The 25,222-nt window shown below is 43.9% G+C and carries 26 protein-coding genes and 1 riboswitch; of the genes, 25 read left to right on the forward strand and 1 reads right to left on the reverse strand.

Annotated elements, in window-relative coordinates; all coding sequences use genetic code 11:
* The first annotated feature begins 294 nt into the window (after positions 1–294).
* The 9 genes from J2Z66_RS29000 (at position 295) to J2Z66_RS29040 (ending at position 8,775) form a co-directional block, all read left to right on the forward strand.
* Entirely contained in the window at positions 295–1,410 is a 1,116-nt protein-coding gene (locus J2Z66_RS29000; RefSeq protein WP_209976230.1) for a prephenate dehydrogenase, read from the forward strand.
* A 434-nt stretch (positions 1,411–1,844) separates the two neighbouring features.
* Entirely contained in the window at positions 1,845–2,639 is a 795-nt protein-coding gene (locus tag J2Z66_RS29005) for an ABC transporter permease subunit (RefSeq protein WP_209976231.1), read from the forward strand.
* A 16-nt stretch (positions 2,640–2,655) separates the two neighbouring features.
* Positions 2,656–3,417 (forward strand): ATP-binding cassette domain-containing protein, encoded by a 762-nt coding sequence (locus tag J2Z66_RS29010; RefSeq protein ID WP_209976233.1) that lies wholly within the window; start codon positions 2,656–2,658, stop codon positions 3,415–3,417.
* A gap of 33 nt (positions 3,418–3,450) precedes the next feature.
* Positions 3,451–4,164, forward strand: coding sequence for a DUF554 domain-containing protein (locus J2Z66_RS29015; RefSeq protein ID WP_209976235.1), 714 nt, complete (start codon positions 3,451–3,453; stop codon positions 4,162–4,164).
* A gap of 97 nt (positions 4,165–4,261) precedes the next feature.
* Positions 4,262–5,902, forward strand: a complete 1,641-nt coding sequence (locus J2Z66_RS29020) for an FAD-dependent oxidoreductase (protein ID WP_209976236.1) — start codon at positions 4,262–4,264, stop codon at positions 5,900–5,902.
* Positions 5,899–6,231, forward strand: a complete 333-nt coding sequence (locus tag J2Z66_RS29025; RefSeq protein WP_209976237.1) for a 4Fe-4S dicluster domain-containing protein — start codon at positions 5,899–5,901, stop codon at positions 6,229–6,231. The genes J2Z66_RS29020 and J2Z66_RS29025 overlap by 4 nt, the downstream gene beginning before the upstream one ends.
* A gap of 61 nt (positions 6,232–6,292) precedes the next feature.
* On the forward strand, positions 6,293–7,345 hold the full coding sequence (locus tag J2Z66_RS29030) for an ABC transporter substrate-binding protein (protein ID WP_209976239.1): 1,053 nt from the start codon (positions 6,293–6,295) through the stop codon (positions 7,343–7,345).
* 320 nt (positions 7,346–7,665) lie between these two features.
* On the forward strand, positions 7,666–8,223 hold the full coding sequence (locus J2Z66_RS29035; protein WP_209976241.1) for a hypothetical protein: 558 nt from the start codon (positions 7,666–7,668) through the stop codon (positions 8,221–8,223).
* A 33-nt stretch (positions 8,224–8,256) separates the two neighbouring features.
* Complete coding sequence (locus J2Z66_RS29040) at positions 8,257–8,775, forward strand: GNAT family N-acetyltransferase (protein WP_209976242.1); 519 nt, start codon at positions 8,257–8,259, stop codon at positions 8,773–8,775.
* Between the two features lie 101 nt (positions 8,776–8,876).
* Here the strand turns inward: J2Z66_RS29040 and J2Z66_RS29045 are convergent, their stop codons facing one another.
* Complete coding sequence (locus J2Z66_RS29045) at positions 8,877–10,307, reverse strand: MDR family MFS transporter (protein WP_209976331.1); 1,431 nt, start codon at positions 10,305–10,307, stop codon at positions 8,877–8,879.
* Between the two features lie 354 nt (positions 10,308–10,661).
* On the opposite strand from J2Z66_RS29045, the gene J2Z66_RS29050 reads away from it, so the two are divergent.
* The 16 genes from J2Z66_RS29050 (at position 10,662) to J2Z66_RS29125 (ending at position 25,217) form a co-directional block, all read left to right on the forward strand.
* Positions 10,662–11,420, forward strand: a complete 759-nt coding sequence (locus J2Z66_RS29050; RefSeq protein WP_245375921.1) for an aminoglycoside adenylyltransferase domain-containing protein — start codon at positions 10,662–10,664, stop codon at positions 11,418–11,420.
* A gap of 53 nt (positions 11,421–11,473) precedes the next feature.
* The gene (locus J2Z66_RS29055; protein ID WP_209976243.1) at positions 11,474–11,668 is read left to right on the forward strand and encodes a hypothetical protein; all 195 of its coding nucleotides are present in this window, start codon (positions 11,474–11,476) and stop codon (positions 11,666–11,668) included.
* A gap of 46 nt (positions 11,669–11,714) precedes the next feature.
* Positions 11,715–12,119, forward strand: a complete 405-nt coding sequence (locus J2Z66_RS29060; protein ID WP_245375922.1) for an ABC transporter substrate-binding protein — start codon at positions 11,715–11,717, stop codon at positions 12,117–12,119.
* Positions 12,098–12,235, forward strand: coding sequence for a hypothetical protein (locus J2Z66_RS29065; RefSeq protein WP_209976247.1), 138 nt, complete (start codon positions 12,098–12,100; stop codon positions 12,233–12,235). The genes J2Z66_RS29060 and J2Z66_RS29065 overlap by 22 nt, the downstream gene beginning before the upstream one ends.
* Before the next feature lie 138 nt (positions 12,236–12,373).
* Positions 12,374–12,877, forward strand: coding sequence for a VOC family protein (locus J2Z66_RS29070; RefSeq protein WP_209976248.1), 504 nt, complete (start codon positions 12,374–12,376; stop codon positions 12,875–12,877).
* Between the two features lie 46 nt (positions 12,878–12,923).
* Positions 12,924–13,481 carry a hypothetical protein gene (locus J2Z66_RS29075; protein ID WP_209976249.1) on the forward strand — a complete coding sequence of 186 codons (558 nt, stop codon included), beginning with the start codon at positions 12,924–12,926 and terminating at the stop codon, positions 13,479–13,481.
* A 136-nt stretch (positions 13,482–13,617) separates the two neighbouring features.
* Positions 13,618–14,211 (forward strand): hypothetical protein, encoded by a 594-nt coding sequence (locus J2Z66_RS29080; RefSeq protein ID WP_209976250.1) that lies wholly within the window; start codon positions 13,618–13,620, stop codon positions 14,209–14,211.
* 137 nt (positions 14,212–14,348) lie between these two features.
* Positions 14,349–14,927 carry a hypothetical protein gene (locus J2Z66_RS29085; protein WP_209976252.1) on the forward strand — a complete coding sequence of 193 codons (579 nt, stop codon included), beginning with the start codon at positions 14,349–14,351 and terminating at the stop codon, positions 14,925–14,927.
* A gap of 37 nt (positions 14,928–14,964) precedes the next feature.
* Positions 14,965–15,150 (forward strand): DUF4177 domain-containing protein, encoded by a 186-nt coding sequence (locus J2Z66_RS29090; protein ID WP_209976253.1) that lies wholly within the window; start codon positions 14,965–14,967, stop codon positions 15,148–15,150.
* A 46-nt stretch (positions 15,151–15,196) separates the two neighbouring features.
* Positions 15,197–15,763: a GNAT family N-acetyltransferase gene (locus J2Z66_RS29095; protein ID WP_209976254.1), complete on the forward strand. Its 567-nt coding sequence runs from the start codon at positions 15,197–15,199 to the stop codon at positions 15,761–15,763.
* A 366-nt stretch (positions 15,764–16,129) separates the two neighbouring features.
* A riboswitch (ZMP/ZTP riboswitch) is annotated at positions 16,130–16,210 on the forward strand.
* A 691-nt stretch (positions 16,211–16,901) separates the two neighbouring features.
* Positions 16,902–17,279 carry a hypothetical protein gene (locus tag J2Z66_RS29100; RefSeq protein WP_281068900.1) on the forward strand — a complete coding sequence of 126 codons (378 nt, stop codon included), beginning with the start codon at positions 16,902–16,904 and terminating at the stop codon, positions 17,277–17,279.
* Positions 17,280–17,461: 182 nt separating this feature from the next.
* Positions 17,462–19,789: a glycoside hydrolase family 183 protein gene (locus J2Z66_RS29105; RefSeq protein ID WP_209976256.1), complete on the forward strand. Its 2,328-nt coding sequence runs from the start codon at positions 17,462–17,464 to the stop codon at positions 19,787–19,789.
* A 184-nt stretch (positions 19,790–19,973) separates the two neighbouring features.
* On the forward strand, positions 19,974–21,893 hold the full coding sequence (locus J2Z66_RS29110; protein WP_209976257.1) for a cache domain-containing sensor histidine kinase: 1,920 nt from the start codon (positions 19,974–19,976) through the stop codon (positions 21,891–21,893).
* On the forward strand, positions 21,886–22,713 hold the full coding sequence (locus tag J2Z66_RS29115) for a response regulator transcription factor (protein ID WP_209976259.1): 828 nt from the start codon (positions 21,886–21,888) through the stop codon (positions 22,711–22,713). The genes J2Z66_RS29110 and J2Z66_RS29115 overlap by 8 nt, the downstream gene beginning before the upstream one ends.
* A 114-nt stretch (positions 22,714–22,827) precedes the next feature.
* Positions 22,828–24,195, forward strand: a complete 1,368-nt coding sequence (locus J2Z66_RS29120) for an extracellular solute-binding protein (RefSeq protein WP_209976260.1) — start codon at positions 22,828–22,830, stop codon at positions 24,193–24,195.
* 113 nt (positions 24,196–24,308) lie between these two features.
* A complete protein-coding gene (locus J2Z66_RS29125; RefSeq protein WP_209976261.1) occupies positions 24,309–25,217 on the forward strand; it encodes a carbohydrate ABC transporter permease in 909 nt (302 codons plus the stop codon).
* Positions 25,218–25,222: the final 5 nt, after the last annotated feature.

Here is a 25,222-nt window from a genome sequence, read left to right on the forward strand (position 1 = left end):
CAGGCGGAAACTTGGAAACGCGAGGCTGCAGGCATCAAGGAACAGAGAAAAAGATCATTCCTCTTAGGGGATTGATCTTTTTCCGGTTGAACAAACGGAGAATTACGGTACAAAGATTAATATTCCATTATTTGGCGAAACTCTTGAATTCAGATATAATGTTACCAAAAGATATTAGGAAACCTTCATGGCAATAATTCCATCTCCCACAAATATTTTCGAATTATTTCCTAGTAAGAACATGTGGGAACTTACTAATTCAATTAAATCATGCAAGAAGGGATATTGGGCTGAATGCATTTCAAAAAGGTATGTATTGTGGGTTGTGGACTCATTGGAGGATCGTTAGCTCTTACTCTCAAACAGAGAGAAGTGGCTTCATTCGTAATTGGCATTGATTTGGACGAAGATTCTCTTACATATGGAATGAGTGAAGGAATTCTGGACGAAGGTTATAAAGAATTTCATGAAGAAAAAGTTTCTGATTGCGATCTAATATTTCTTTGTACGCCAGTAAAGGTAACCATTGATATGCTGTCAGTATTGAATAATATGAACCTTAAAAAAGGTTGTATTATAACTGATGTAGGAGGGACAAAGCGTGTCATTGTGGATGCTGCAAAAAAATGTCTTTCTAATGGGACCTATTTTATTGGGGGTCACCCGATGGCTGGATCTGAGAAATCAGGAATTAGGTACTCCAGTGCTAGATTATTTGAGAACGCTGTTTATGTAATAACACCAACAGAGATCGTCCCAGAGAGTACTATTAATCATTTTATAATGGGTCTCAAGAAAATTGGGGCAAGGCCTGTGGTCATGTCACCTGATAAACACGATAAGGTTGTAGCTGCCATAAGTCATATCCCACATATCATAGCGGCTAACCTAGTGGATCAAGTAGCAGAACTTGAAGAAACAGATCCATTATATTCAATATTAGCGGCAGGAGGTTTCCGGGATGTAACACGCATAGCCTCTGGAGATCCCAAGCTGTGGACTGATGTTACTTTTTCTAATCAGGACGCCATTGTGGCACTATTGCACGACTGGATCAATCGACTGGGAAAATTAGCTGGAAAAATTGAGAGAGAGAATCAAGAAGATATTTGGAACTTTTTTGATCGGACAAGGAATTGGAGATCTAAATTGGTAAGCAAACCTAGGGGGGCGATACCTTCTAAGTTTGAAGTCTTCATTGATATACCCGATGTCCCAGGCATAATCGGAAAAGTTGCATCATTGTTAGGGGAAAACAACATTAACATTAGGAATATTGGAATTTTAGAAAGTCGTGAAGGATATAATGGACAACTTTACATCAACTTTGATGAAGAACCAAACATGAATGATGCAATTGAAGTACTACTAAAAAATGGATATAACGTTTTTGAAAATAACGGAATTTGACTATTATTAACCTGTTAAAAAAGGATGAGTAGGATCACGTTTGGTGATCTCTAACTCATCCTTTTTACTAAGTTTTCACTGAGTTCGGCTGTTTTTTGCATTGGGAGGATTCAAAATAAAGAGGAAAATAGACATACTATCAAGTTCATTTCAACGTTTTCATAAAGAATTGCAGGATGATAGGTGGAATTTTAAACGACAAAAATTTAAATTACACTTGACAGGTGGGAATAGTAGGTTTAATATGGCGAGTATATCTTTCATTATTCATAGATTGAGCAATATCATAGAGCAAATGAATAACGAAAATGAATTACGACATGATGGCGGAAGTATCAACCAGACCACTGGAGATGCATGGAAAGACTATGTATCTAGAGTGTGTCTTTTTTTGTTTATAGCAAAACATAAAAAGGAGATGTGGAGAGAACAAAATGGCAGAAAGACAGAACATACATCGACAAAAAAAAATTCATGCCTGGCAGCCTTGGGTTATTCCCTTGTTTATCTTACTATTATGGCAAGTTACGGGGGAATTAGGCTATTTGTCAGACCGAATATTACCGACACCGCTAGAAGTCATTAAAGCTTTTATTGAGACAATTAAGGATGGTTCATTGGTTGAAAATGTGCTGGCCAGCACAAAAAGGGCTTTTTTCGGATTTCTGATTGGCGGCACTATCGCATTTTTGCTGGGGCTGTTAAATGGCCTATTTTCTACGGCAGAGAGATATATCGACAGCACCGTGCAGATGCTGCGCACAGTTCCCCACTTGGCCATGATCCCGCTGGTGATTACCTGGCTCGGCATAGGTGAAACCTCGAAACTGTTTCTTGTTGCTTTTGGGGTAGCTTTCCCTATTTATATCAACACCCTTCACGGAATCCGATCTGTTGATCCGGGATTGATCGAAATGGGTAAAGTATATGGTTTGAATGGCCTATCTCTATTTGCCAAGGTGATCTTGCCCGGAGCGCTTTCAAGCATTCTGGTCGGCATCCGATTTGCTCTTGGAATTATGTGGATGACACTTATTGTTGCAGAGACAATAGCCGTAGATTCAGGCATCGGCTATATGGCGTCTAACGCCAGAGAATTCACCCATATGGATATCGTCGTTCTTAGTATTATCTTATATGCCCTATTGGGTAAGATGTCTGATTTAATCGCTAAATGGATGGAGAGAAGATGGCTCAAATGGAATCCTAATTACTCGAGTCAAATTTGAAGAAAGGAGCTAATGGATGGGTAATAAGGCTGGTGGCGTAAAGCTGCAAATCGAAAATGTCGAAAAGAAATTTCAGTCCTCTCCGGTTTTATCAAATATTAGTCTGAACGCAGGGGCCGGGGAGTTTATTGCCATAGTTGGCAAAAGCGGGTGTGGAAAAAGTACCTTGTTGAGACTGGTTGCCGGGCTGGATAAGACCTCATCAGGATCTATACGAGTAGATTCCAGGCAGGTTGCAGGTATTCAGAAAACAACGCGTGTGTTGTTTCAAGACTCACGATTGCTTCCTTGGAAAAAGGTTATCGATAATGTTCAAATCGGCTCCGCATCTAAATCCAGGCAGCCTGCACTCGAGACCCTTCAGCAGGTTGGGCTTGAAGAGAAGGCAGACGTTTGGCCCTCCATGCTTTCCGGAGGCCAACGCCAGCGGGTTGCTCTGGCCCGGGCACTCGTAGGCAGCCCGCAATTGCTGCTGCTGGATGAGCCACTGGGGGCGCTCGATGCACTGACCCGCATTGAAATGCAGCAGCTCCTTGAGGATATATGGATGGAGCAGCAATTTACAGTCATGCTGGTTACACATGATGTAAGTGAAGCCGTTGCTCTTGCCGATCGGGTTATCGTGATCGAGAATGGCATCATTGGCCTGGATGTGCGCATTACACTACCCAGACCGAGAGAGAAGGATAGCGGATTCGCCCATTTCGAGAAATTAATCCTGGAAAGGCTGTTGACAAAAAAGACAAAGAGGTCTGCTGACTTGCAATATTCCATCTAGTATACAACTCAGAAAATAAAGAGGCGAGCATATTTGGCATTATGGGGAACATTCATTAATGCAGGAGCTATCATCATAGGAAGTATACTTGGTTTACTTCTGCCTAAAATGAACGATCAGATCAAGAAAACGGTCCTTCAAGGACTCTCGTTGGCGCTGCTGGCTCTTGGCGCTTCGATGAGTCTTAAAACTGGCAACCTGCTTATTTTGTTAACGAGTCTGGTATTGGGGGGCGTTGTTGGGGAATTGCTTGGGATCGAACATCGATTGGAGCGTGCGGGAGCACGCTTGGAAAAAGCGGTGCTCCGGTTTGGGAAGTGGAAAGTGTCCGAAGGTTTTATTTATGCCACGATGCTCTTTTGTATAGGGTCCATGTCCATACTGGGAGCACTTGACAGCGGTTTGCGTCAGGACCATGGCATTCTGTATTCCAAAGCAGTGCTGGATGGCTTTGCCTCCATACTTTTTGCTTCCACTCTGGGAATCGGGGTTATCCTGTCTGCTCTGTCCGTGTTTATATATGAAGGAGCGATTGCAGCAGCTGCCTCACTTGCTTCCTCGGTCATCGATGAAATGACCCTGCTTGCGGTCACAAATGAAATTACAGCTGTTGGCGGTGTAATGATTATGGCCATTAGCTTTAATATGCTTGACATTGTCCGTATTCGTGTAGCGAGTATGCTTCCGGCCTTAGTGCTGGCAGCTTTGGCTGTGCCTTTACTGCAGTTTTTAACAACATTGTTCTGATATTAGTTTTTTTCTACAGGGTATCTTCGACAGCGGCGACTGGCCGTGAGGAAAATGCCGGGTTAGGCCGAAAAAAACGGCCAGATTGGAGGACAACATGAATACGAATGGGGATAGCTACGAAAAGATTGCTGCGGGCTGCAGTCTAAAGCTGGAGACAGATGTGCTTGTCATCGGAGGAGGTCCTGCCGGCGCATGGGCAGCATGGAAAGCTGCCAGGGATGGGGCGAAGGTGGTCCTTGTTGACAAAGGCTACTGCGGCACAAGCGGGGCAACTGCGCCTTCCGGTACAGGAATCTGGTATATACCTCCTAATCCGGAATCGAGAACAGCTGCGATGGAGAGCCGGGAGGCCATGGGAGGGTTCCTGGCCGAGAGACCGTGGATGCACCGGGTATTGGAGCAAACCTATGCGAATGTCAATCAAATCGCTGAATGGGGATTTCCGTTCCCGTTCGACGACAAGGGAAATGCGTATCGGGGCTCGCTGAATGGACCCGAATATATGCGGCTGATGCGAAAGCAGGTTAAAAAGGCCGGTGTCCGGATACTTGACCACAGTCCCGCGCTGCAGCTGTTAATCGACGAACACGGAGTTGGAGGGGCAACAGGCATATTGCGTCAGCAGGGAGGGCAGCACTGGATCGTCCGTTCAGGCGCAGTAGTGATCGCTACTGGAGGCTGCGCGTTCCTCAGTAAAGCGCTGGGTTGTAACGTGCTGACTGGAGATGGCTACCTCATGGCTGCGGAAGCCGGGGGAGAAATGTCTGGTATGGAATTCTCCAACGCTTATGCAATTTCAGCAGCCTTCGGCAGTGTAACGAAGACAGCTTTCTACAACTGGGCCTCTTTTTACAAACAGGATGGAAGCCTTATCGAAAAGGCGGGTTCCTTGCGGGGACGTTCAGAAATTGCAAGGGTACTATTGAATGAGCCCGTATATGCCAAGCTGGACAAAGCGACGGAAGAGATGAAGGGGTGGATGCGCGCTTCCAATCCGAACTTCTTTTTACCGCTAGACAGATCCGGTATCGATCCATTTACACAGCCCTTTCAGATAACGTTGCGATTGGAAGGGACTGTTCGGGGTACGGGAGGCATCCGGATTATTGACGACAGCTGTGCTACATCCGTTCAAGGACTTTATGCTGCTGGAGATGCTGCGACCCGGGAGCTGATTTGCGGAGGCTTTACTGGAGGAGGCAGTCATAACGCAGCATGGGCTACCTCATCCGGATTTTGGGCGGGGGAATCGGCAGCAGGGTATGCCCTCAAGATTGAGGATAAAGCCTCTTCACGCAGTCTGCGGGGAGCCGGTGAGGCTGGAATCCGGGCGGCGGAAAGGGAAAGAAAGGATCTGGACGTTACCGATATACTTAGACAGGTACAAGCTGAGGTATATCCTTATGACAAGAACCTGTTCCGTACGGAGCATTCGCTTCGCGCCTCTCTGAAGAAGCTGCATGAAATCTGGTCTGCTGTGCGGCTTCATCTTCAGCCGGGAGAAGCTGACTCTCTTCGGGCCCGGGAAGTGGTCTCGATGCTCGCTACCGCGAGATGGATGTATGCGAGCGCCCTGCAGCGTACTGAAACAAGAGGCATGCATAAGCGTACCGACTTTCCTGTAGCGGATGCAAAGCAAGGTTTCCGCCTAGTCAGCGGAGGTCTTGATGAGCTCTATGTGCGTCCGGAAAGACAACCTCTGCAGCCTCTGTCTGCAAAGGAGGTGTCAAAATGATCGAGCTGCTAAACGAGGATACATGTATTCAGTGTAATTTATGTGTGAAGGTGTGTCCGACGGATGTCTTTTCCAGCGTACCGGACGCACCTCCCGTCATTGCCCGCCAGGATGAGTGCCAAACCTGCTTCATGTGTGAATTGTATTGTCCTGTCGATGCCCTTTATGTAGCCCCTCATCCGGATAAGCTGACCGGTGCAGTTGAAGCTGATCTGCTGGAACTAGGGCTGATCGGCAGCTATCGGAAGATAGCTGGCTGGGGGATTGGAAGAAAGCCTGGAACACTGCAAGAGAAAAACTACATTATAAACGAATTGCTTCACGGTTGACATATTTGCTTGAATTTATAGCTAACCACAAGAAACCAACTACCAGGAGGAAATCCATATCATGAAATCGAATCGTATTGTTTTTCAATTGCTGCTTATACTCATGATCGCAGTATTAGCTGCCGCTTGCGGTAAAACTGAGCCCAAAGCAGAATCTTCGGCACCGCCAGCCGCTTCGCCGAAGTCTACAGCACCAGCCGCAACAGAGCCCGCTAAATCGGCGGATCCCTATATCGTCCGTGTCGCTTACACAAGCGGGGATGGCAAAGCGCCTATCGGCATTGAAAGCTGGGGACTCCACGCGGGTATTCTGGAGGAAGAATTAAAGCCTCTGGGTGTTACAGAGGTGAAACTGGTTGCCTTCAACAGCGGTCCCGATATTAATCAGGCGATCATTTCCGGAGATATTGACGTTGCCTTGTATGGAGATGTACCTGCAATCACTGGCAAAGCATCAGGAGTGAAGACAACGATCATCACTTTGCGCCAGGTAGGAACGAATGTATGGCTGCTTGCCGACAAGAATGGCCCCAAAACAATAGCTGAGCTAAAGGACAAAACGGTCGGTGTTGCCAGAGGCACCTACATGGAAAGATATGTTATCGGTGTTTTAAAAGAAGCAGGAATCCTCGATAGCGTCAAAATCGTGAATCTGGCCCCCAAAGATGCAGAAGCAGCCTTATCCCACGGCGATATCGCTGCCTATGCAGCACCTGTTGGCGCCGGACCGCAGTTTATAGCCAAAGGCTTGGTTTCAATCGATGAAGCAGCCAACCATCAGGGACTGGCCGGTACCACAGTTACCGTTGCAGCCACTCCATTTTTGGAAAAGCATCCGGATTTTGCCGCAAAATGGAACGAAGCCCGTCAAAAGGCTTACGATGATGCCAACAGCAAGCTTGAGGATTTTTACGTTTATTTCGCAGGCACTTCGGGGTATGATCTGGATGTGGTAAAGAAATCCTATCCATTCACATTATTTCAGAAAAATCCATTCCCTGCAGAAGGCCTGGAAGCATTCGATAATGGCAGACTATTTCTATTAGATCAAAAATTGATCAAGAACGACGTTAACATTGATGAATGGCTGTCAAAAGATTTGTACAAAAAATAAGCCGATATTCTGAGTTAAGATATTATCCCGGGTCCAGCGGTGATTGGATGAACACCCGGATTAGATTCTAAAGTTCACTATACCTTATATGGAAAAGGGGCGCTCCCAGACGGAAGCGTCCCTTTCTATATATCCCAAGAAGCGGTATGAACAATACTTAACTCATTTGATCGTCGGCTTGGAACCTAACAGCGTTAGGTTGAGGTTGCAACAATAAATTTATGGACGTATGCTTCTAGGAGATGAATGGACAGAAAACGTAACGAACTGTAAAATAAAGTAAGGAGAAGAAAGAGAATTAGTTGGAGACGGGAGCACGAATGAAAGATTTTTTTTATCATTATTATGATGCAGCAACGGGGCCTTTTTGTAATTTATCGGAGCTGGATGCAGAAGAATCGGAACGAGTGCTGCAGGATATTCGGCTTCAGCAAAGAGGATTCGCAAGTAAACGTGCTGATGATTACCTTGAAATTCGGCGCAATCTTGAACTAAAGGCAAGAGAACTATTCATATTGAAAGGCGGAAGGCCAGTCCGAAGTTTTCCTCATTACATGACGCTGGGGGAGTGCCCATGGCTATTGGATTGGTATCCAAATGGCAGAAAACTGAGAATAGCGATGAAGGAATTTGAACCGGACAGCGTTAGTTTTACTTACGGAGATTTATTCCCTACGATGAGATATCAGGATGGTAAGCCTTACCGAGGCCAGATCTATACGCTTGATGAAATTTACAATGTAATCAACGAATTCGGGCTGCCGCAAGCGTGGAATTCAGAAGGAATTAATGGACCGGAGAGATATATTGAAGTGCAAATTTGGGATGCTTTACCTTTAAGCAAAATGGAGATTATGAATGAATTGGAGGAGGGCTAAGCTTATTCTTGTTGCTAAAAGAGAAGGGCGGTAATGATGATTTCAAATTCACAACGGAAGCCCATGACCATCCGCAAAATAACAGAAGCAGAGCTGGAGGAAGTATCCTCGATTCTTAATGAGACAGCGCTTTGGTTGAAAAATAAAGGAGAGGAAATGTGGAAAAGCGACCAAGTATCCGTTCAAAAGCTTCGTGACAGCTACAAAATGAAGGAGATTTATCTTGGCTTTTTGGAGAGCGCAGCTGTGGCAACGATGATTCTTCAGGAAGAAGATTCCCTTTATTGGCCTAATGTCAGAACGAACGAGTCACTCTTCTTGCACAAGCTTGCAGTACGCAGAGAATTCGCAAAGAAAGGGTTATCCAGCGAAATGTTAGATGAGGCTAAATCTTTGGCCAAAAAGAATCACAAGAAATATGTAAGATTGGATTGCGCCGCTGATCGTCCTCAGCTTTGTGGTTTTTATGAAATGAACGGGTTTAAAAAGGTTGGGGAACAAATATTATTTGAACAATATCCAACTGCATATTATGAGTATGAACTACTTTAGAGAGTTACGAATCACTGGTAAGTCCCACCATAACGTAAAAAAACCGCTGAACTGCCGGAAGCATTCCCGGCAGTTCAGCGGTTTTCGTGCATCAAGACTAATTACAGCGGCTTGGATAAGCTTTCTGTGGAGCTCTCTGCAGGCAGCTCCTCTGGCGCAATTGCCTTTTTTGTGAACAATGTAAGGATCAGGGTAAGGGCGGCAAAGCCAAGTCCTACTGTGAATGAGGCGTTGACACCAGATAACAGTGCTTGTGCCTTCTCGCCTGCAGCCTCTGGATTAAGTGATTTTACAAGATAGCTGCGTTCTCCTGAAGACATAAGGCTGATGAACAACGCTACGCCAATTGCTCCTGACACTTGCTCGAAGGTAGTCAGTATAGCATTTCCATGGGAATAGTAGCGCTCCGGCAATGCGTTTAATCCATTCGTGTACACAGGCGTGAATATAAAGGCCAGTGATCCCATGAGCAGGATGTAAAGAATAACGATGAATGTGACAGAAGTATCGAGCGTGATGCGGGTGAACAGCCAAATGACAACGGTGAGCAGCGCGGCACCGGGAATAATAAGCACGCGTGGTCCGTACTTGTCGAACCACTTACCAGTAAGCGGCGACAGCAATCCATTCAGCAAACCTCCAGGCAGCAGGATTAATCCTGTGGTCAGAGCCGTCAGTCCGAGTGCCCCCTTCAGTAGAAAAGGCAGCAGCAGCATGCTTGAAAATAACGTCATCATAAGAATGACCATCATGATAGCTGTAATGGTGAACATAGGGAAACGGAAAGTGCGCATATCAAGCATGGGCTCCTTTGAACGAAGCTGACGCAGCACGAACAGAAGCAGGGAGAGCGAACCGATTCCAAGCGAAAAATAAACCATAGGGCTTGTCCAGCCACCATGTCCTTCACCCGCAGTGCTGAAGCCAAATACTATGCCGCCGAATCCGATTGTTGATAGCAGTATAGAAAGCAAATCGATTTTGGGGCGTGTAATTTCAGATACGTTCACCAGATAACGATAAGCGACGAAAAAAGAAATCACAATAAAAGGGAGCACGATCAGAAACAGCCAACGCCAGCTTAATGTATCAAGAATAAGTCCTGATAAGGCAGGACCAAGCGTTGGGGCGAACATGATGATCAGCCCGACCATTCCCATCGCTGCACCGCGTTCCTCAGGCGGGTATAGCACCACTATGGTATTGATGAGAACAGGCAGCATAAGACCGGCAGCAACCGCCTGGAATATCCGTCCTACCATCATTACCGGGAAACCGGGGGCAAGTGCACAGATTAAAGTCCCAATTCCGAACAACAACAGCGCGCACAAAAACAGCTGGCGTGTTGTAAACCATTGAATAATAAGCGCAGATGCCGGGACAAGGACACCGATCACGAGCAGATAGCTTGCCGACAACCATTGCAGTGTAGTCGCAGGCACGGCAAGCTCTACGGTGAGCTCCGGAAGCGCTATGTTAAGCAGTGTTTCATTCATAATGGCAAAGAAAGTACCCACCAGCAGTGATATCATGATGACTAGTCTCTTCTTTTTATCAATAGATATGACCTGTTGTGTTACTCCTGAACTTGATGTTTCCTTCACAATAAATTCCCTCCGTACATCTCTTGGAACGTTTAATTTGCTATCATCCCTTACGTAGTTGTTATCCGCTTGCAGCTCGTAGGAGTGAATTAGCACGCTAATCATATAACGGCCTCCATATCTGAGTCAACATCCTCCCAAAAGGTTTGTGCAAGTGCGCAATATTCCTTGCTCTTAACTGCATAGCGAAGTAGATTAGATGGTATAGGAAACTGTTTGGATTGGGAACTAAGATTGTATAGGAAACTAAGATTGTATAGTAGCCATTAGGGGGAATGAGTCTTGGATACTCAGGTTAAGAGGCACTTGGATACATTTACAGCTTTATTTGTAGAGGAGCTTAAAGAGAATCTGTCAGGAATCTACTTGCACGGCTCTTTGGCTATGGGCTGTTTCAATCCGTCAAGGAGTGACATAGACTTACTAGTAGTTGTCAAAAGGAAATTGTCAAGAACAGGTATTAAACGGATCGTGCGTGATGTTCTAGTTTTACACGAAGGAATGACGAACGGACTTGAGTTTAGTGTGATTTTGGATGAGAATCTTGCTTTGTTTGATTACCCAACACCCTTTGAGCTTCATTATTCGGATTATCACCGTGAGAAATATCGTACAGATGATCATTATGTATGCGGGGGGGATAAGGATAGGGATCTGGCATCTCAAATCACCATAGCCTATCACAGAGGAATTACTTTATATGGAAAACCATTGGCAGAGCTCTACCCGCCGATTGAGAGACGATACTATCTTGCTTCCATTCTTCACGATGTAGAAGGTGCACCCAAGGAGATTATTAGTAACCCGATATATGTAACCCTAAATTTGTGCAGAGTGCTTTTGTATATAAGGGAAGGGAAATTAAGCTCAAAAAGAGAAGGAGGAGAGTGGGGCATAACTCATTTGCCGATACAATACCGGGACCTGGTTCAGAGTTATTTGAATGAATATAACGGGGCGATCGGACATAACAAGGTGGAACCGCTTCAGCTATCGGAGTTTGCTGCCTACATGTTAAATACGATAAAGAAGGAAATTTGACAGTGATAATTGTTTTCAATTAAATTATTCCTTAATACCTTATGTAAGTCATCATGAATACGATTATCTATGAACTGAAGGATGCACGCCTGTTAGCCGATCAGGGAACGCTAAGCCCAATTGCCTTGGCCCTTCAATTCCCGGTTATGATCGTTCCGATAGGAGCCGTCGTAATGCGATCCATTGATACGGCCTACAGGGTGGGGGAAGGGCAGTTCATTATGCTGCAGCGCTCAGAGCCTGATTGAGAAAATTGCACCGACGCTGGCCATTCCCTACAATTACTTTAGCAGCATGAAGGAGCTTACCCTTTTCCTCGGAGAAACGCTTGGTAAGAATAACGAAGCCGAACAGTGGCTGGCGGAATTCGATGAGGAAGCGAAAGCGGCACGTGAGCAGCTTCAAGGCGTTATCAAGCCGGAGGATACTTTTGCATTAATGGGTGTTTTTGTAGTGGACAAGAGCCTCTATATTTATGGGGATGGCGGTTACCGTGGCGGCGAGGCGATCTATCAGCACTTGCAGCTTACTCCACCGGATAAGCAAAAGCAGGAAATGATCGGTAAGGTGTCCTTTAAGCAAATTTCTTATGAAGTAGTTGGCCATTATGCAGGCGATTACATTTTTCTCGATCAGGGTGAGATGATTTCCGAGGTGTGGGGAAACAATGAAGGCGTATGGAGTCGCTTGACGCAGTAAAGAACAATAGTGTGTTCCAGCTCGACCCTGATTTGTTCTGGGGGAATGATCCGATTTCTATAAAGCTGCAGATGAAGGAACTGGTTAGAATGATAAAAGAATGGGCTGCGAGTTAGAGCCGAAACGGAATGAGCAGCAGTATCAACAGAATTGCAGCTTAAAGCCAATGCAACGGGAGACCAGGGTATTGGCTTTTGTTCTGCCTAATTTATGGTAGTATAATAATAGTGTTTCTATAGGGAGAAGTTGAAAACATGAAATTACAGGTTGAAGGTGTATCCGAGTTGGTGTTAGAGGTACAATCCATGGAGAGAGCGGTCAGCTTCTGGTCTGATAAATTGGGATTCCCCATTGTGGATCAGTGGAGTTACAATAATGGGCAATTTGATACGAGTGGTGCAGGAAGTGTTTGGGCTACTTGGTTATACGTCGGTGGAAACACTAGGCTCGGATTGTGGCTACCAAGAAATTTTTCTGAAGAGCAACTGAAAACGAGGCAATCCCCTATTAGTGAGTGGAAAAATGGGCTATATGATGAGGGTGGGATCCATGTTCATTTTGCCTTATATATCAAACCCGAATTATTTGAAGGTACAGTTTCCCTGATGAAATCCATGGACATTGATCTATTGGTGTCTGTAAAGGAAAACCACGAAGGAAGTAACTTATATTTCAAAGATACTGAAGGCAACATTGTGGAGTTCTATACGAAAAATATGAGAAAAGAATACGGACGTCATATTGGAGGACGTTCTTAGTGGATGCAGAACTTCGGTACTATTTTGAAAACATGGGGGGACCTAATTGATCAAATTGTACAAAAAGGAAAAGGGAAAGGAACAGGATCAAAGAACCATCCTTTATTTCGAAGCCTGGCTGGAGCCGGACAATCGGAGGGCCGTCATTCACAGTGGAGTATCTGGCCGGAACGGTAAAACGGAATACGCGGAATGGGATGGGCAGATGGAAGAAGTCGAATTGTTGGAGACGTTGCTGAAGAAAGCGAGAGCAGGCGGCTACGTAGAGATTCCGGCAGAGCATCATGACACGGTCATCGTTCAATATAAAATCAAGGGAAAAGGCAGCAAGGCCGATTTAGTCAAAAGACAGCGGGTTGAGCGGATGCTCGATCAAGTTCTCGGGTGGAAAGGGCTTGGACATGTGGACGGGGGCGATATCGGCAATAAGACGATGAACATCTTTTGCATAGTTGTCGATGGTGCTCTCGCCGCTGCTACGGTCAAGAATGCACTGAAAACTTATCGTGAAGATGTGAACCACGCTGTAATTGCCATTGGCAGGACGAACGAAAGTCCGGTAATTTTTCATCCTAAGGACTATAAAGAGCCGTTTTCTTTTTGAACCACAGACCACCCATTAACGGGTGGCACCTGTGGTTTTTGTGCTTTTAGCGGAGCATGTTTCTAATTCAATTTTATTATCATATGTTTAATAGATTTGGAATAATAGTAGTAGAGAAGAAAAGGGGGAGCGTAGTATGCTTACTTTAAAAACATGGGCAGGTTTGTTTACCAAGAAGGATACATCTGATTTGTACCATACGATTAAAGTTCGTGCGCCTCGTGATTATTTTAACCGGGCAGATGTTTTTATAGAAGATATCATCTACACGACCAATGAAAACATTCATGGAATGAACAAGACTTTTCTCGTGAAGCTTTTATTTGATAACTTTCTTGATCACGTCCGTCAAGGGAAGGATATGTACGATTACGTTTTGAATTTGAGAGAAACCTACAAGAATGTCCTGGCCACAGTGAATAAACCGAATTTGCCAAACTCCAAAGCAGCGTCCAAATTCCAATGGAGCCTTTCAAATAAGAGCAATAACACAGAGGGGGGAGACTACCTGACCCTCAACGTAAAACTGCATCAAAGGGAAGTTAATCGTATTGAAGTGCTTTTCTCTGATTTGGATTGGAAGTATGATCATCCCCTGGATATGGAATTGAATGAGCTTTTATCCTTGCTATTTATTGAATTTATCACAGAGCTGCGGAACGGATTTACGAAGGAAACCAAAGAGGAAATTATAGCTTCCATTCTTAGCAAATGGGAGGAGCAGCAGTAACCGTTATGGATAGTAAGCTGCGCATGATTTCAAATTTTCTATAATCAAGACAGGGTTTCCGAATTGTGGTAATATAGATCAAAATATAAGGTCCAAATAGATGGTCAATCATATAACATTAAAGCTGAGGAGACACGGTGAAAAGAAAACCGATACGTATTATTTTGCTGCTGGTATTTCTGTGGTTATTATCTTATTTTTTTATGGCTGAATCTGGGTACTCATTTAATGAGAATAAGGCTCTTAGAAACTCACTTCCATATCAGGATGGCAAAGTGGTTTACCAAAAGGATTTCGGTAGTAACAAAATTATCATATGGGATACGGCTAATACCAAATACGCCAAAGTCATTCATACAAAATGGGGAGTATTACACCAGGTAAGAAATGTTTCTGTATTACTTTCTAGAGAGCCCGGCGATGCTATAAACAGAACATGGTCAGCATCATTAAATTCAAAAAAATTATATGAAACGACTTTTGCAGTAGAAGTGAAAAACGCGAACATAGAAAAAGTTATCATCAGTAATGACAATATAGACAATGAAATTTCTGAACAGCTAGATGAAATAAAAAATAACTCTTCGATATTTATCGAATTGGAAGTGCAAGATGGCTTTGCCGTGTCCTATAATGAATTGCCTGTTAATGATGTAGGGGGCTTTGTATTTCGTGGTCTTGATAAAAATGGGCAGGTAATCACTGTTGGCAGATAAATTTGGCTCTGAATAAAAGGAGGAGGAGGATTCAACCATGTACGAATACAAATATGTAGAAACTTCATTAGGTGGGTTGTTCTCATCTTCAACGTATGAAGAAACCATTGATGAGCATGCAAAGGATGGCTGGAGATTAGTGCAAATTTTAGCGAAAAATTATAACGGTCATGGAAGGCCTACAACGCACGAAATTATATTTGAACGACCCATTCAAAAATAGGTGTGTGTGATAGCAAAATATTTTTGGATAGAGGAGCGGGGTGCTCGTGTTAGTTTCGGATGGTCAGCTATCTATTAGGAAAATGCTGTATACCGATGAAGACTTCTCCTTGTTATTTAAATGGCTTAATGACAAAGAAGTTCTAAGTTACATTGAAGGTCCTGGTACCAAATATACACATGAACAAATTATTGAAAAGTATGGGCCACGGGCAAAAGGTGAGCATTATGTCACCCCATGTATAATTGAATGTAACCATTCACCAATTGGCTATTTGCAATTTTACCAGTTACAAGAAGTTGAAATTCAGGAATACGGGGTAAAAGAAGGCCGACCACAATACGGGATGGATATATTTATTGGAGAGACAGATTATTGGAATAAGGGAGTTGGAACCGCGGCGCTAAAATCGATGGTTCGGTTCTTATTTACTGAGCGAGAAGCAGAGGATATTTATATCGATCCACAAACATGGAATATCAGAGCAATCAAGAGTTATGAAAAGTGTGGTTTTAAAAAAGTGAAGATACTCTATGAGCGGGAATTGTTTGATGGCGTATATAAAGATAATCAACTGATGCGAATTAGTTATGAAGAGTTTTTGGTTTCTTAAAACGAGAGGGTATTTAGATAACCAACTACAACGTTATTTCTATTTCCACTATATTCCTGATATTGTACGTTAGCCATTATGCTTAACCAAAACTTATTGGTCAAAACGCTGGAGTATTGTCTTAACAGATTTAATCCCATGGAAGGGAGAATTATCGAAGTTGGCGTGGTTAAGTTAGAGTACCTTGATAGTAAATGTATTAGTAGTAAAACCATATTTTCCAATCTATTATACTAGCATGTAATTATTTTTTAGGCAAATTGTTTAAAGGAGATTCAAGGGGATGAGTGATATATTATTTCAAGAGATTGTTTTCTGATTCTACTTGAAAATAATGGATATATCAGGTATGATATTTTCAATAATTGATCTGTGTGTTACTGGCGTGAACATGGGGAAACCATGAGGGAGCACACACTATAGGAGCCGTACGCCTGGGCAAAGTATTTGGAGTTAAATCCGAATACTTTTTTTATTTTGAACTCATTATTTTCTAAGGATCAGAAGGAAACTCAGATTTTACCTATCGTCACTATCCCTTTCACTCAAGAAGCAACCCCTACTGGCAGTCCGTTATCGGTTTGAACGTGGCACGTTAGGCGATTTGCAGCTGAGATCAGGGAAAGGATGTGGGAGTAGAGTGATAGTAATGTCTAGAGGAAGCACGCCTTCCGCCGAAAGGAGCATGAGCTGCACTTAACGATGGTTTTCATCGTTAAAGCAAGTGTTTCCAGCTCAATCAGCACGTTAATGATGATTTTCATCGTTAAAAGAGGTCGGATGGCCCTCTCAGGGTGGATAAGAGGGATTTAATGATGAAAACCATCGTTAAAGCAAGGATATGGGGAGGACTTGCCGCTTTTAATGATGAAAAACATCGTTAAAGTCGTCGTTAAAGTAGCAGATCCTGGAGGTTGTGCGTGCTCGAGGGGCCGTTCTTCATCCCCAACGCCTTTGTCCAAGGATTCGTGCGATTTGTAGCTGAATGAGGGAATGGCTGTGGGAGGAAGAGCGGTAGCGTCCGCCTTTAAAGATTTGTTTCTACCTCCTCATCTCTACCATTCAAAGAAACAAATCTTTAACAGCGGCTGGAGCCCACAGCCATTCCCTCCTTGTCGAAGGACTCGAACTTTCTCCTTTGGCTACCGCATATGCAAGAGCAAGAGGCGCGGACCGAATGTCCTCATTCGGCGACTGCGCGGCTTTCAGCGACAAGGTTGATGTATCTGTAGCCAATTTTCTGAAAAAAGAGGTCTCCGATATCATTGTCGCACCAGGATATGACGATGAAGCATTGACCCAGTTAAAAAAGAAGAAAAACGGAACCTACCTTATCCTAGAGGTTGATCCTGATTATATTGACCGGGCTGCTCAAAGTGGTGTGAGGTACTTGGTTCAAGCCGGAAATTCATTACGTGATGATCAAGTCATAGAGGCAGCAAATGAATACGGAATAGTGATGGCCTATGCGGGTATTCGTTTGTTCATCATTAATAGTTGCAGCACAACAAGTTAAGATTCCGAACCATTTCTCTAATTTATATACTATTTTTAAAATGTATTTCTTTTATAATAATAATGTAAGCGATTTCAAATAGAGGAGGAGGTATGAATGATAAAAGAAACTATGGGCAAAAGTTGAAATCTGGTATTTCGTAAATCTTATCCAATCTAAATCGATATACGGGAGGAAGATCCATGATTGTTAAGCATATGGTGAAAGTTATCATGTTTTCCGTTATGTTGGTCGCTGTTGCATACCATTTATCCCAAACTGTGCATGCCACCGCTTTTACGACAGGCAGTGAGGAGACGGTTGTATCCAAGGCAAGCAGGGAAAGCGTAGGTTTGAAATTCTGGCCTGATGGGGCCATGGGAATTACTAAATCAGGCTCGAATTATATGTTTCATGCGGCGAATAGTACTAAGGTTACAAGAACGATTGGAACATTAACTAACCCTATTGCATCTAAAGTAGGTGCAGGCGTATCGATATCTGGCATACCTTCGAGCTATAATTATGCTGCTGGAGGACCGGTGTATAAAGATCCGGCTACCGGTACGTTGTTAATGTTCTATCATGTGGAAATTTGGCCGGGTGGCGATCATACGAAGTACTACAGTTTACTGGCCATGTCCAAATCAACCGATGATGGGGCTACTTGGACGGATCTTGGAGAGATCGTAAGACCAAATGTGCCTTACAGCGCTTCAGCGACACAGGGGTATGAAGTTGGAGCGGGTACGTATGTAAAGGCAGGCGATTATTTCTACTTGTATTTCAGAGATTATCTAGCGGGAGGGGGATACAATAATATTGCTGTGGCCAGAGCCAAAATCAGTGATGTTGTTGATGCAGCTATCAATTCCAATACCGTGGTGCCTTGGAAAAAGTATTATAGCGGAACATGGACGGAGGATGGCATAGGCGGATTGTCTGACTATCTGGAAACGGGCAATCCTGCAACGGGTTGGCTAAGCGCTTCCTATAACACGTACCTTAACAAATATATCATGTGTGTACTGGAAAATGTAACGGCTACAAACACCCATCTAAAAATTATTGAATCAGACGATGGATTAAATTTTAACAGCGGCAGAACTTTAATTGTCAATAACTCGAATGAATATTTCTATCCTACCTTGGTAGGTATGGGCGAAGATCCGACTATAACCGATGGGCAATTTTATGTATATTATACAAGCTCAGTCGCTGCCGTATGGAATCGTTGGACCGATGCGTACCTGGCCAGAAGAAGTATCAGCTACACGGGGACCTCGGCTCCGGGCAGCTTTAGTCTAACGTCTCCTGCAAATACAAGTACTGGGGTTTCCAGTAAGCCTACGCTGAATTGGGCTGATTCCACCACTGCAGTGACCTACAACCTGCTGGTGGACGATAACAGCGATTTCAGCTCACCAGTAGTGAACGTTCAAGACCTTAAAGTAAGCGAGTATACGCTGCCTTACGATCTGGCAGGCAATACAACGTACTATTGGAAGGTTATAGCTACCAATGCTTATGGTTCAACCAGTTCCAGCACATTCTCGTTCACCACAGACTCAACGGGTTCAACGACTTATCAGGCTGAGACCGGATTCAGCAGTACTCAGGGTGCAAACCAATGGGGCTACCAATATTGGAATGGCAGCACGTATACGAATATGACTTGGGATTCCGTGAATAGCTACTGGTCAGGTACCGGATCCTACAATTTAGTCGGAAGCGATTTCCAGCATCCGGGGAACACAGCGGATTCAGTGCGCAAGTGGGTTGCGCCTTCAGACGGCACCATTACGATTAGTGACCGGGTAAAGCTTGTTGCAGCTACTGGAGACGGTGTCAATTTTAAAATCAAGAAAAACGGTACGCTCTTTTGGAATCAGGATATTTACGATACAACAGGATACCACGTATATGTATCCCAAACCGTAGCAGCCGGAGATGTCATTTATTTCGTTCTGAACAGAAAGGGCAGTCAGCTCTATGATAGCACTTTCACCAATCCGCAAATCATTCACACGCCTGATCCAGGTTCAGGCCCAGGCGGCCCCACTACAATCAATTATCAAGCTTCCAGCGGATTTAGCGGAACCCAAGGACAAAATCAATGGTACTATATGTATGGGAATGGCAGCACGTATACGAATATGACATGGGATGGTGCCAATAGCCGCTGGTATGGAGCAGGTTCTTATAACTGGGTTTCAGCTGGAGTTATGCATCCGGGCAATACAACCGATGCAGTCCGTAAATGGGTAGCCCCCGCAAGCGGCAGCATAACGATAACAGGCAATGTAGCCAAAAATGACGTTGGTGGTGGGGATGGGGTTAATGCCCAGATCATCCACAATACTACGAACATTTATAATCAGGACATAGCCTACAACAACAGTACAGGCTATGATGTTAATTTGACGCTATCCGTGACGGCTGGGGATGCGATCTACTTCCGTCTGAACCGCAAATCGACGCAAACGTTCGATTTAACTAACTGGGATCCAGTGATTGCCTTTACTCCCTAGTGATCATAAATCTATCGAAATAAAATGTAACAAGGGAGGAACTCCGCTGTATTCCGGCTGGAGTTTCTCTCTTTTACATGAAATATCGTTCCCTCGCCTATAGGGAATATGCTATTGTTAGTTTAAAGAGATGCTGGTTTAACTCTGTATTTGCACTAGTATATATAGTAAAAGAGGTAATCCGATGAATGCTAGAAATCCCTTCACCTTGCTTATGCAGGCTCTTATAAACACCATCCGCCGCTTGAATATATTCAAGCGGCTCGTCCTCTCTTTTTTGCTGGTTATAATCGTTCCTAATATCGTGATCAGCTATGTGCTGTTTGATATTTCCTCTGAAGAGCTTGAAACAACCGTATCCAACTCGCTTTATCAATATATAGGCACTGTTAACAATAATATTAATGAGGTATTGAAAAAATATGAGGATATCTCGTATCGATTGTATTCAGATGAAGAGTTAGTCGCGCTGTTAGTCGACAGTAATACGCTCAACCATATCAAAGAATCCAATCCAACCGATTATAAGGAGAAATACGAAGATTTAAAAAAACGGATTAATGCTATTCTATACCGTACATCCATTAATCGGAGCTTACTTTCCAATCTTCAAATCATTAGCGATACCGATGAATTTACCCAAATTAATTATAATGGAGAAGTAAAGGGCGGGAAAGTAAAGCAGATCATCGCTTTCAGAAAGTCCCCTACTTATACCAAGGCGATTGAAGCCAAGGGCTATCCTGTATGGTTGGATACGTCGGCTGAATATGGTTTTGAAAACCAACTTATGAGCGGCATGAATTTAGGCAGTTATATAACGCTTGCCAGAGCTATCCCGGATGGAAATGGGGGAACTCTTGGAGTTATCGTCATGAATATTTCCGTTAATGTTTTTCTGAATATCGTTGAATCGAAGGATGTTGTGAATAACGGGAACCTGCTGCTGTTGGGGGATTCCGGAGCTAAAGTATCTTTGAATGAGAATGTCAGCGGCCCCTTTTTGCGAAAGGATGTTTCCGATGAGATCTTTAAGCAGAAGAACGGAAGATTTATCGATAAGAAGAGCGGAGATCTTGTTGTCTTTCAGGATTCGGCTTATACCGGGTGGGAGCTGGCGTTCCTGGTCCCGAGGGAAAGCTTGTTATCGAGCGTGTATAAGATTCGCAATATCATCATCCAGATTAGTATCATTTGTATTGGGATCGCCGTCCTTATATCGTATGGAGTGACCTTAAGCATCTCTACCCCGCTGATGAAGTTGAAGAGAGCCATGGGCATGATCTATGGAAAGAACACGGAGACGAAATACGAGGATCCTTATGAGGATGAAATCGGGCTATTGGGCCGTAAATTCAACCACATGATGGAGCGGATCAATCACTTAATCAGCAGCGTCTACAAGGTGGAATTGATTAAACAAGACGAAGAGCTCAGAAGAAGGGCGGCAGAGCTTGATGCGCTGCAGATGCAGATCAATCCGCACTTTCTTTATAATACACTCGATATGATACGGTGGGAGGTTGCCCTGCAGGAAAATGGTGACGGGCACGGTAGTCAGATGATTAAAGCGTTTGCTGATTTGCTGAGATTAGGGACTAAAGCCAATCATACACTTGTTCAGGTGGAGGAAGAGTTTCGTCATATTGAGGCCTATATGAAGGTAATGAAATATAAGCATGGGGACAGCATCCGCTGGGCATGTGATATTGAAGATGAGGCAGCAGGCTGCCTGATAGCTAAATTAACGCTTCAGCCTTTGGTTGAAAATGCACTTTTACATGGATTTACGGGAAAAACAGGCGACAAGTCAGTTAGTATTAGAGCTTATAAGGAATTGGATGAATTATTCATTGTGGTCAGTGATAATGGAAAAGGCATTGATCCTGAAATGCTGGAGCAGTTGAACCGAAAACTGCAGGATGACCGTATCGAAGGCAATCAGATTGGACTTCACAATGTGAATGCAAGGCTTAAGCTTTATTTTGGCAAAAAATATGGTTTGATGATCCAAAGTGAAGCTGGTTCGGGAACCAGAGTGATCGTCAAGCTGCCTTGTTTACGTCAAGAACCTAAGATTGAAGAGGTGACGCCAAATGTATAATTTACTTATAGTGGACGATGAACATCGGGTTAGAGAAGGCTTGAGAAAGCTGATCGACTGGGGGAGCGTTGGATTTCAAGTCAGCGGTGATGTGGAATCGGCCGAGCAGGCACTGGAGTTTATTAAAGCAAACAAGACGCATGTTGTATTGACAGACATTATCATGTACGAAATAAATGGCATTGAACTTGTTGGAAAGCTGAATGAGTGTGAGCCTGGGATCAAAACCGTCATTCTTAGCGGATTCGGGGAGTTTCATTATGCCCAGCAGGCCCTAAGATTGGGTGCCTATGATTATCTGACCAAACCTGTAGATTTTGATGAATTAAAGCGGATTTTTGCGAAGATTAAGCTTGTTTTGGACGAGGAAATGAAGGATGCGGATATGGAGGAAGAATATGCTCGGTTAAAGAAGGAGAAGTTTCTCATCAATCTGATCAAAGGACATGACAGCGACTCGAATTCAGGTAGTCAGGAAGAGAGAAACAGCGGACTGCTTGTAGAGAAAGCTAAACAATATATTCATGAAAACTATGCTAGGAATATGCATCTGCAGATGCTGTCGGACATCTTGTATATACACCCGAACTATTTAAGCAAGCTGTTTAAAGAGAAAACAGGTGTGAATTTTATCGATTATTTGACGCGGGTGCGTATCGAGAAATCCAAGGAACTGATTAAAGACGTTAATTTAAAAATTTATGAAATTGCAGAAATGACCGGCTTCAGCAACGCCAAGTATTTCAGTTCAACCTTTAAAGCTTTAGTAGGCTTAAGCCCGAGGGAATATAAAGATTCGCTGCCTGGTATCGAGGAATAAGATGTTAATAATCTGAACCTTTTGTCTAATTTAGTTACTGTTTTATGAGGGGGAATCCATTTAAAATAAGTTATGAAAACGGATTCAAATACAGCTTATTGGGAGGAAACGAAAATGAGGGGTCTGAGCGTTCTGATTTTAGTATTGGCAGTGATGCTTACTGTAGCTGGCTGCGGAGCATCGGAGAACAACAATGGAGGGACTCCAACCAAACAAGTCGCTGGGGAAACACCAGCCGGCACAGAGCAAGTTAAAGCTAAGGAGCCGGCAGAGCTTACCCTTTGGGTAGCCAGCAGAGAACAAGATGATTTCACGGCGGAAATGGAAGCCAAGTTTCTAGAAGCAAATCCGCATATCACATTGAATAAGGTTGTTCACGAAGGAGATGTTGGAAATGATTATTTCCAAGGAGTCGCAGCAGGTAATGCGCCTGATCTGGTGAGTGCGTCCTACGCGGTGCTGCCGAAATACATCAAAGCGGGGATTACTCTTCCATTAAACGATTACATTGCGGATTGGCCGGATTACGCGAACTTCCCGAAGACGGAGCAGGACAAATTTACCGACAAATCAGGAAATGTGCATACGATTATTAACAGCCTGGGCAATCTGCAGCTTGGCTATAACAAGAAGTTGTTTGCCGAAGCTGGTCTTACGGAGCCACCTAAGGATTGGGACCAACTGTTGGCTTATGCCAAGAAATTAACCAAACCGGATAAACAGCAAGCGGGTTACGGCATGTTAACAGGTGAATTTACCGATTGGTGGTTTGAGTATTATGTGTGGCAGGCAGGAGGCGATCTAACCAAAGAAAACCCGGACGGGACTGCTACACTAACCTTCACGGATCCGGCGGCGCTGAAAGCAGCTGAATTCTACAGAACCTTACGCAAGGAAAAAGTAACACAAAGCGATGTAACCATGAAATTCGGCGATATGGTCAATGCTTTTGCCACAGGGAAAATTGCTATGATGCCTTTCGCAGGTGATTGGTTAAGCTGGGCTGTCAGCCTCGGAGCCAAGCCGGAGGATATCGGATTTGCCTTAATGCCTGCCGGACCTTCCGGTGAACGCGGATTAGGTAACTCCTACGGAGGAGGCTTTATCATCAACCCGAATTCTTCCAAGGCCAAACAAGACGCTTCATGGGAATTTATCAAATTCTACTCATCGAAAGAATATGTGATTGCATTAATGAAAAATGCTGCCTCAAAAGGTGCTGTAAATCCTGTGCCGCTTTATCGCACTGATGTGAAGTACAGCGATGCTGGAGTAACGATGGATCCCGAAATGGAAGCTTTCCTCGCAGAATCGATTAAGACTAGCAAGCCAGAGTATTATGGCCGCGGCTTTTTTACTAAATATTTGGATCAGGCCATTCAGAAATTCATCTTGGATGCTAACGCTGATCCGGAGAAAGAGCTGCAAAAAGCACAGGATATTGTTACCAAGGAAGTTTTAGAAGAGTTTAATAAACAGTAAGATACCAAAAACCGTGCAACCATATTGACACGGATATATGTTATACAGCCTATAGAAAGGGGTACACCGGAGACTCCCGAGAGTACCCCTAATTTGTTCAAATGGAGGATCCTATGGAACCCACTGTTAACGCATCATGGGGCACTATTCGAAAAACAAGATCGCGTTCATGGAAAATAATACCTTGGTTATTTGTCCTGCCTGCTATTATTTTCACGGTATGGCTGAGGTATTATCCTATGATGCAGGCGATGTATGTTTCATTCTTCCAATATGATGTCATCCATCCACCTGGCAAGTTTATCGGATTGAAAAATTACTTATTTCTGCTTAACCAGGAGGCCTATTGGGATGCTTGGATGAACACCCTGGTTTTTACAGCACTGATCCTGATCATCACTTTTATTCCTCCCATCATCCAGGCTTTACTTTTAAGCGAACTTTATAAAGGAAGAAAGTTTTTTTCAACGCTGTTTCTGATTCCTGCCCTTGTTCCGCTTTCTGTAAACGTTATTCTTTGGAAATGGATTTGGCATCCTGATTATGGGTTCGCTAATGCCGTGTTGAAATTCCTTGGATTGCAGCCGCTTCAATGGCTCAATGATGCCGATTTAACGAAATTCAGCATTATTTTCCCGGGAATTGTCGGCGGCGGAGTGGCCGTTCTCTTGTACTTGGCAGCTATCATGGGAGTAGCTAAAGAAATTAATGAAGCAGCGTCGATTGACGGGTGCACGGGATTTAGACGCATGTTGTATATTACTCTGCCTAATATCCGTTTTCTAATCTTTATCCAATTGATTATTACTGTCATCGGTGCCTTCCAGCTCCTTGATGCACCTTTCCAATTCACAGGAGGAGGGCCAGCGGGTGTATCCACCTCGATGGGTGTGTTTATATACAATACCGTTCAGCAGGATCTTTCTTATGGCAGAGCGAATGCAGCATCCGTTTTGTTGTTTATCGTGATAGCCATCATTACTATTTTTCAAGTAAGGATGAATAAATCTCAATCAGAATAGAGGCG

It is taken from the genome of Paenibacillus eucommiae (assembly GCF_017874215.1).
Taxonomy (GTDB): Bacteria; Bacillota; Bacilli; order Paenibacillales; family NBRC-103111; genus Paenibacillus_AI; species Paenibacillus_AI eucommiae.

Bases quoted from the DNA above. Each gene is read 5' to 3' on its own strand.
- J2Z66_RS29090 (WP_209976253.1), top strand. From the start codon at position 14,965: ATGTACGAATACAAATATGTAGAAACTTCATTAGGTGGGTTGTTCTCA.
- J2Z66_RS29010 (WP_209976233.1), top strand. From the start codon at position 2,656: ATGGGTAATAAGGCTGGTGGCGTAAAGCTGCAAATCGAAAATGTCGAA.
- J2Z66_RS29000 (WP_209976230.1), top strand. From the start codon at position 295: ATGCATTTCAAAAAGGTATGTATTGTGGGTTGTGGACTCATTGGAGGA.
- J2Z66_RS29030 (WP_209976239.1), top strand. From the start codon at position 6,293: ATGAAATCGAATCGTATTGTTTTTCAATTGCTGCTTATACTCATGATC.
- J2Z66_RS29025 (WP_209976237.1), top strand. From the start codon at position 5,899: ATGATCGAGCTGCTAAACGAGGATACATGTATTCAGTGTAATTTATGT.
- J2Z66_RS29035 (WP_209976241.1), top strand. From the start codon at position 7,666: ATGAAAGATTTTTTTTATCATTATTATGATGCAGCAACGGGGCCTTTT.
- J2Z66_RS29110 (WP_209976257.1), top strand. From the start codon at position 19,974: ATGAATGCTAGAAATCCCTTCACCTTGCTTATGCAGGCTCTTATAAAC.
- J2Z66_RS29120 (WP_209976260.1), top strand. From the start codon at position 22,828: ATGAGGGGTCTGAGCGTTCTGATTTTAGTATTGGCAGTGATGCTTACT.
- J2Z66_RS29040 (WP_209976242.1), top strand. From the start codon at position 8,257: ATGATGATTTCAAATTCACAACGGAAGCCCATGACCATCCGCAAAATA.
- J2Z66_RS29060 (WP_245375922.1), top strand. From the start codon at position 11,715: ATGAAGGAGCTTACCCTTTTCCTCGGAGAAACGCTTGGTAAGAATAAC.
- J2Z66_RS29070 (WP_209976248.1), top strand. From the start codon at position 12,374: ATGAAATTACAGGTTGAAGGTGTATCCGAGTTGGTGTTAGAGGTACAA.
- J2Z66_RS29125 (WP_209976261.1), top strand. From the start codon at position 24,309: ATGGAACCCACTGTTAACGCATCATGGGGCACTATTCGAAAAACAAGA.
- J2Z66_RS29055 (WP_209976243.1), top strand. From the start codon at position 11,474: ATGAATACGATTATCTATGAACTGAAGGATGCACGCCTGTTAGCCGAT.
- J2Z66_RS29080 (WP_209976250.1), top strand. From the start codon at position 13,618: ATGCTTACTTTAAAAACATGGGCAGGTTTGTTTACCAAGAAGGATACA.
- J2Z66_RS29115 (WP_209976259.1), top strand. From the start codon at position 21,886: ATGTATAATTTACTTATAGTGGACGATGAACATCGGGTTAGAGAAGGC.
- J2Z66_RS29045 (WP_209976331.1), bottom strand. From the start codon at position 10,307: ATGATATCACTGCTGGTGGGTACTTTCTTTGCCATTATGAATGAAACA.
- J2Z66_RS29020 (WP_209976236.1), top strand. From the start codon at position 4,262: ATGAATACGAATGGGGATAGCTACGAAAAGATTGCTGCGGGCTGCAGT.
- J2Z66_RS29005 (WP_209976231.1), top strand. From the start codon at position 1,845: ATGGCAGAAAGACAGAACATACATCGACAAAAAAAAATTCATGCCTGG.
- J2Z66_RS29105 (WP_209976256.1), top strand. From the start codon at position 17,462: ATGATTGTTAAGCATATGGTGAAAGTTATCATGTTTTCCGTTATGTTG.
- J2Z66_RS29065 (WP_209976247.1), top strand. From the start codon at position 12,098: ATGGAGTCGCTTGACGCAGTAAAGAACAATAGTGTGTTCCAGCTCGAC.